Origin of the sequence: Pseudoalteromonas sp. SG41-5 (assembly GCF_014164495.1) — a bacterium.
In the GTDB taxonomy this organism is placed as follows: Bacteria; Pseudomonadota; Gammaproteobacteria; order Enterobacterales; family Alteromonadaceae; genus Pseudoalteromonas; species Pseudoalteromonas rhizosphaerae.
In genome coordinates this window covers 21,988-27,987 of sequence record NZ_JACJFH010000066.1, presented here as the reverse complement: position 1 = coordinate 27,987, position 6,000 = coordinate 21,988, and the positions used below count along the sequence as shown (strand labels likewise).

Annotated in this window: 4 protein-coding genes and 1 pseudogene; 2 read left to right on the top strand and 3 right to left on the bottom strand. The window is 36.4% G+C overall.

Annotation, left to right across the window (positions count from 1 at the left end; all coding sequences use genetic code 11):
* The first annotated feature begins 373 nt into the window (after positions 1 to 373).
* The gene (locus tag H5232_RS15955; protein ID WP_182831177.1) at positions 374 to 1,195 is read left to right on the top strand and encodes a PRC-barrel domain-containing protein; all 822 of its coding nucleotides are present in this window, start codon (positions 374 to 376) and stop codon (positions 1,193 to 1,195) included.
* A gap of 109 nt (positions 1,196 to 1,304) precedes the next feature.
* Here the strand turns inward: H5232_RS15955 and ampC are convergent, their stop codons facing one another.
* Positions 1,305 to 2,468: a class C beta-lactamase gene (ampC, locus tag H5232_RS15950; RefSeq protein ID WP_182831176.1), complete on the bottom strand. Its 1,164-nt coding sequence runs from the start codon at positions 2,466 to 2,468 to the stop codon at positions 1,305 to 1,307.
* 449 nt (positions 2,469 to 2,917) lie between these two features.
* Between ampC and H5232_RS24730 the strand changes: the two are divergent.
* Positions 2,918 to 3,331: pseudogene (locus H5232_RS24730) on the top strand (transposase); the annotation flags it as partial.
* Between the two features lie 189 nt (positions 3,332 to 3,520).
* Here the strand turns inward: H5232_RS24730 and H5232_RS24270 are convergent.
* Together H5232_RS24270 and H5232_RS15935 are read right to left on the bottom strand one after the other, a co-directional pair.
* On the bottom strand, positions 3,521 to 3,655 hold the full coding sequence (locus H5232_RS24270; RefSeq protein ID WP_257326201.1) for a hypothetical protein: 135 nt from the start codon (positions 3,653 to 3,655) through the stop codon (positions 3,521 to 3,523).
* 261 nt (positions 3,656 to 3,916) lie between these two features.
* Positions 3,917 to 5,437 (bottom strand): EAL domain-containing protein, encoded by a 1,521-nt coding sequence (locus H5232_RS15935; protein WP_182831175.1) that lies wholly within the window; start codon positions 5,435 to 5,437, stop codon positions 3,917 to 3,919.
* Between the last annotated feature and the right edge of the window lie 563 nt (positions 5,438 to 6,000).

Sequence of the window (6,000 nt, the reverse complement as noted above, 5' to 3'; positions counted from 1 at the left end):
ACCTTGTGGTGCATGACTATATCTCTACTTGCTTACAGCGCCTTGCTGAGCAGCCAGATAACCTTGAGCCACTGCTACCTTGGAACATTAAGCAAAGCTAGGTGTCGTTAGCTATACGCTTACGTTCTGTTCGTTATCGAACTCAAAACAACTGTGTGTCAATAATAAAAATCAGCGATTCATACTGGTCATTACTGCATTCATGTAATTAACTCGCTAATTTGGCTGTGTACTGCAGCGCACAGACAACCGCGGCAAATAAGCTAAAACTAAAGCGGTTCATTCAAATCATCGCCTAGTTGGCAACCTCAATATCAGCTCTAAAACACGCCAACACTTTATACTGTCGACCCCATTAAAAAGGATAACTACTATGTTACGTAGCATGAAAGATCTTGAAAATTGCGCTATCGCTGCTACCGATGGTGTGATCGGTAAAGAAAAAGATTTTCTATTCGATGATTTAGCATGGGTGATCCGCTATTTTGTTGTTGAAACAGGTTCTTGGCTATCCAGCCGTCAGGTTTTGATCTCACCAATTGCGGTTCAAAAACCAAACTGGATAGAAAAAATTCTGCCTGTGTTGATCAGTAAAGAACAAGTTAAAAACAGCCCAACTATCGATAACGATAAACCCGTGTCACGGCAAAATGAGGCCAGCTTACTCGATTATTATGGCTACCCTTATTATTGGGTAGGCGAAGGATTTTGGGGAGGCGGTATTTACCCTTATTTATTGTACCGTGACCACCAACACCTCCCATATACAGAAGCAGGTGCACGCAGCGCACAACTAACTCACCATAATGTTAAAAGTGAAGATAATAAAAAAGCCGATCCAAATTTACGAAGTTGCAAAGAGGTTATTGGCTATCATATTAATGCAAATGATGGTGATATTGGTCATGTATCTGGATTATTAGTAGAAGAAACAACGTGGGCGGTGCGTTATCTGATCATCGATACCAGTAATTGGTGGGGTGGACATAAAGTGCTCGTGCCACCAGAGTGGATCAGCGAAGTATGCTGGCTCGACAAAACCATCAGTGTTGATCTCAACCGCCAAGTAATAAAAGATGCGCCAGAGTATGATTATAACCTGCAAATAACTCCCGAGTTTGAAACAGCTATATATCAACATTACGAACTAGCGGGTTACTGGGACAAACTAGCAAAAGCGAAAAAGGATTGCTGAAATGATCGGCTTTCAAGTAATGCCTAGCGAAAAAAATTTGGCAAAAAGTCATATTCAATAAATAAAAAAACACCACTCACTAAACTAATGAGTGGCTTTTTATTCTTCGTTATCTGCTGATAACTGAATCTAAAATCGCATAGGCGGCTTTGACCCGTTCTACGTTGGGGTAATATTTGTTTGCTAACATAACAATTCCAGCATTTTTTGCCGGAATAAATACAATATATGCGCCAAACCCATTTGTTGAACCTGTTTTATTGATCCAGCCATTATGCAAAGCTACTTGAGGAGAATTATTAATATCGATTGGTTGAGGTTGTGTAATGGTTTCAACTGAATTTCCAGCTAACAGAGCAGCCAAGTTAGTTGGTAAAGGATACATTTCCCACGCTAGTCCTTGCGTGAAAGTGCTCGCTTGATAATAGCCCTTCCTAGTACTTTTCAAGACCGTATTGATTTTATCATCGAGAGAGACTAACCCTAAATTCGCTTTAATAAATTGCACCATATCTGCACTAGTAGACTTAATGCCATATGCTTGTGCATCCAGCATACCGGGATTTACTCTCACAGCATCGCCTGAAGCATTATATCCAAATGCATAATCATTCATTTTATTTGCTGGGACATTAACAAACGTATTTGACATGCCTAACGACGGAAATATTTTAATTTCCAGAAACTGTGCATAATCAACTTTCATACTTAATGCAGAAACATAGCCAAATAAACCTATACTTGGATTTGAATAGAGTCGTTGTGAATTTTCAGCAAAGGTTGGCTGCCAAGATTTATAATATTGCATCATATCATCGTCAGTCTTAACATTATCAGGGAACTGTAAAGGCAAACCACCTGCTGTATAGGTAGCTAACTGTGTAAGTTTTGTGCTGCCAATAACGCTATTTTTCAACTCAGGTAGATATTTATCAACAGTGTCATCAAATGATAAAGTACCATTGCCTTGAGCATAACTCGCAAAGGTTGCAGCAAAGGTTTTACTGACCGATCCTAATTCAAACAGTGTATTCTGTGTTACTGCTTGGTTCTTTTCTTTATTCGCAACACCATAATTATAAAACTGTGACTTACCATCAACAATTATACCCACCGCTAAACCAGGAATTTGGTACTGCTGCATTAAGCGCTCGGCTTGCTTATCGACTGCTTTTCTCAACATTTGATTATTATTTTCAGCCCGAGCATCATTAGACATCACTATAGTTGCAGCTAAAGTAGTAATAACAAGCTTGTTTAAAATTATTTTCATTGTATCTCTCGTTAATGAATAAAATAGCCACGCCAGTGCAACCATATTGCAATAAAAACTCAACTCTCGGATTGAATTCTGGCGCCTGAGTTCATTCAAATATTGTAAATGGAGTATATTGATATTTAGCTTAACCTCGTTTTGAAAATGGTAGAGATGAGCATATTCAAGATCTACTCGTTCTAAATGCAAAAGTCAGCAAAGCCGCCGCTATTTTGTGAGTACGACTATTAATTTTTACTGAATTAAAATACGGTGTTGGTATTAAATTCTATGTTCATAGAAAATGAAATGCACAAATCGTCTTGATTTGAGCTTACTACTCCCAAAGCTCAAATAATTAAAGACGAAGAATATGGGTATGTTTTGCTGAATGATTTATATAAATGTGAAATTAATACAGCCAATGTTGTATGCAGCATAAATTAACAAACTAATACTTAGGTTATAGCAGAGGATTGCCTATTCTCTATGAATTATCGTGCGGAAATACACATGATATAGTTCACACAGAGTCACTCGTAGCAAATTGTTCAACAAATAAAGTCGTTGTTGCTAACAAAGGCTACGATTGTAAAAAACTGAGAAAGTTGGTTCGTGATAACAACACGACACCCGTTATTCTACGCAAGGATAACAGTTTAATAGGTAATGAAGATATTGACTGATGCATGTACAAATATCGGCACTTGGTTGAGAATACATTTGGCCATATTAAGCAATATAGAAAGATAGCCACACGGTATGAAAAGCTTGCACGAAATTATCATTCAATGCTCGCTTTAGCATTTACGATGATGTGGCTACCAATGCGGGCTGATCAATATATGTACCACAAAGATCAACAGCCCCTAATGACGTAGCGCTCTCAGTAGCCTTAAACAACAAGAATATGATCCCTCACCAACGAGTGAAGAACCACAAATAGTAGAGAACATCTATTATCTAGCTCCTTGTATATTTATCGAATCTAGCTGTCGATAATGCCACTCAATCCTTAATTAAGTTCAAATAATGCTTTGCGAAAACTGGTTAGATAATTAACGACTCTATTATTTTTGCTGGGGTTTTCTGTATGATTTTTTTGTGTCAGGTTCTAAAGCTGCGCGCTTGCTTGCCGCTTCTTTTTTTAGTGTTTCAGCAGACTTTTTGTCATCTACTTTTTTATCATGAGTTGGATTTTGCATAGTTGCCTCAGAGTTCTCGCCCCTCACGTTAATGTAAAAGGCCGAGATTTAAAGCCTAGTTTATAAAGCTCCCCAGCTCTGTGCGCTACAACACTTAAATACTATATTTGATTTGATTATGGTTACGGTTCAATTTTAAATTTAAAGCACCAGCTTTAGCTAAAAACCAGCACTACTTAAAAAGCATATTATTTGAGTCAGACATAAGTGTTCTAACCAAGTAAAGTCTGGTGAATGATCGGTTTCGCAATACCGCTTTATTTAAACTATTAATTCTTTCAACGCATCTAAAGGCAGCGCTTTATAAAAATACCAACCTTGAACCTGATAGCATTTATTATACTTTTCAATAAATTCACACTGCTCTTGCGTTTCAACGCCTTCAAAAATAACAATACGATTAAGGTTCGTGAATAGTGCCATTATTGCCAGTAGCATATCTTTTTTCAAAGGATCAGTAATCGATTGAGTAAAAATACGGTCTATTTTTATGATATCGAAGTTAATTTCAGTTAACCAAACTAAATTTGAAACACCTGTGCCAAAATCGTCCAAGGCAACAGTAAACCCATAACGTTTAGCCTGCAAAGCAAAGTGTGACAACTCATTTAGTGGCAGTCCTATACGCTCAGTGATCTCAATTTTTATTTGTTTTTGGCTTATTTTATATAATTCGCATTGCTCATTTAAAAACGGTAAATACTCCGAACTTTGAATTTCAAAGGAGTTAACATTAATCGCAATACTAAAGTCATCTTTTTCTATAACAAAAGGCGACAACTCTTTAAATGCCCGCTGTACAGATGAAAATGCCATCGACGGATATAAATTTAACTGCTCAGCAATACTTAAAAATAACTCAGGTGAGACTTGCCCATATACCTCATCTTTCCATCTTATTAAACATTCTACACCAATAATCTGCTTACTCTGGACCTCTAAAATTGGCTGATATTCTAAATAAATACTTTCATCTGCGATTGCATTACGTAATCGAAATTCAATCGAATTTGTTCTTTCTATGTATGAGATAAAAGAATAAATAATTAAAAAACTAATAACGCAAAGCAGTAAAAGTACTGCAGTCAGAGTCAAAGTGGAAAAAAATAGTAACCCAGGGCGATTATTAAGCACGCTAGCGCAATAGCCAAACTTTGTGCTACAGCTTTTAACTTCTTGTGATAGTAAGTTAAATTCATTATCAAACTGAAATTCGGAGTCAAATTGATGGAAAACGTACAAACCATCAATAGAGGTTATGTTAAACGAAAAATCCTTATTTGCTTGATCAAAATATTTAAAAGGATCTTGAATTGTAAATGCAACGATACCGTTACGTTTTGCAATATCATATTTGGCATCAATAGGAAAAATCCCCTCAACTTTTTGCGCAAAATAAAAACCTGTATTGCCCTTAAAAAAATCAACATTAAGTTCAACGGGCTCTTTTAAAATGCCCCAATTTGCCGAACATATAATTCTATTTTGTTTAACTAAACCAACATCATGCGTGTAGTGGTAGTTAGTTAAAAGGATACGTAATTTATTTACAGTTTCTTCATCACAGCGTCGAGGGTTAATGGCTTCTGTCTGATAAATGGATTGGCTTATATCACTGGAGATTTCTTCGGCTTTACTAATAAGAGATTGCGTAAACTTTTTCTGATAAAGCATTTGTACATAGTTTGCGCCAAAATGGGATATACAAATTAAAAGCAGTAGCAAAAGCGGTAAAAAGAAAATTATTGCACTTGGTTTTTCTTTAAAAGCTCTCAATGACATAGATTTTCCCTTGCAGTTAGCACATTAATTATCATTTAATACCATTAAATTGTAACGTACGCTAGCAGCAAGCCCCTACTATTAAATGTTATTTAACAGCTGGCAGCTTGTTTGCGTATGAAAAGCTGAAATTATTGAGGTATCCAAAACATAGGACTTAGCCATATTAAAAAGGCTGCCACCGACTTCGCGAAGAATCAAAAATAAAGCGGTTCAAATTCGGTGAGCTGGTAAGTCAGCGAGTTTCTTCCACTCATTGAAAGTCGAAGCGATCCATGGCGAGCCAATTAGAGATAGTAATATATCAAACTCGATTCACTGTGACTGCTCACTCTATAATCTGATGAGCTAATGTTTTAAGCTATTATATCAACGCTTGGTATTACCTTTTCGGCTTACTAGGTTTAGCCAATGTAATTACATCATGAGTATAATTCGCCTCAATAACTTAAAAGTAAGCCTCTGAATAAGTTTATCTTTAGATAACAACGACAACTCAAACCTTAACAAAAACATATAAATAAAGTGCAATATGCTGTTATACTGTTTTTAATCACAGAGGG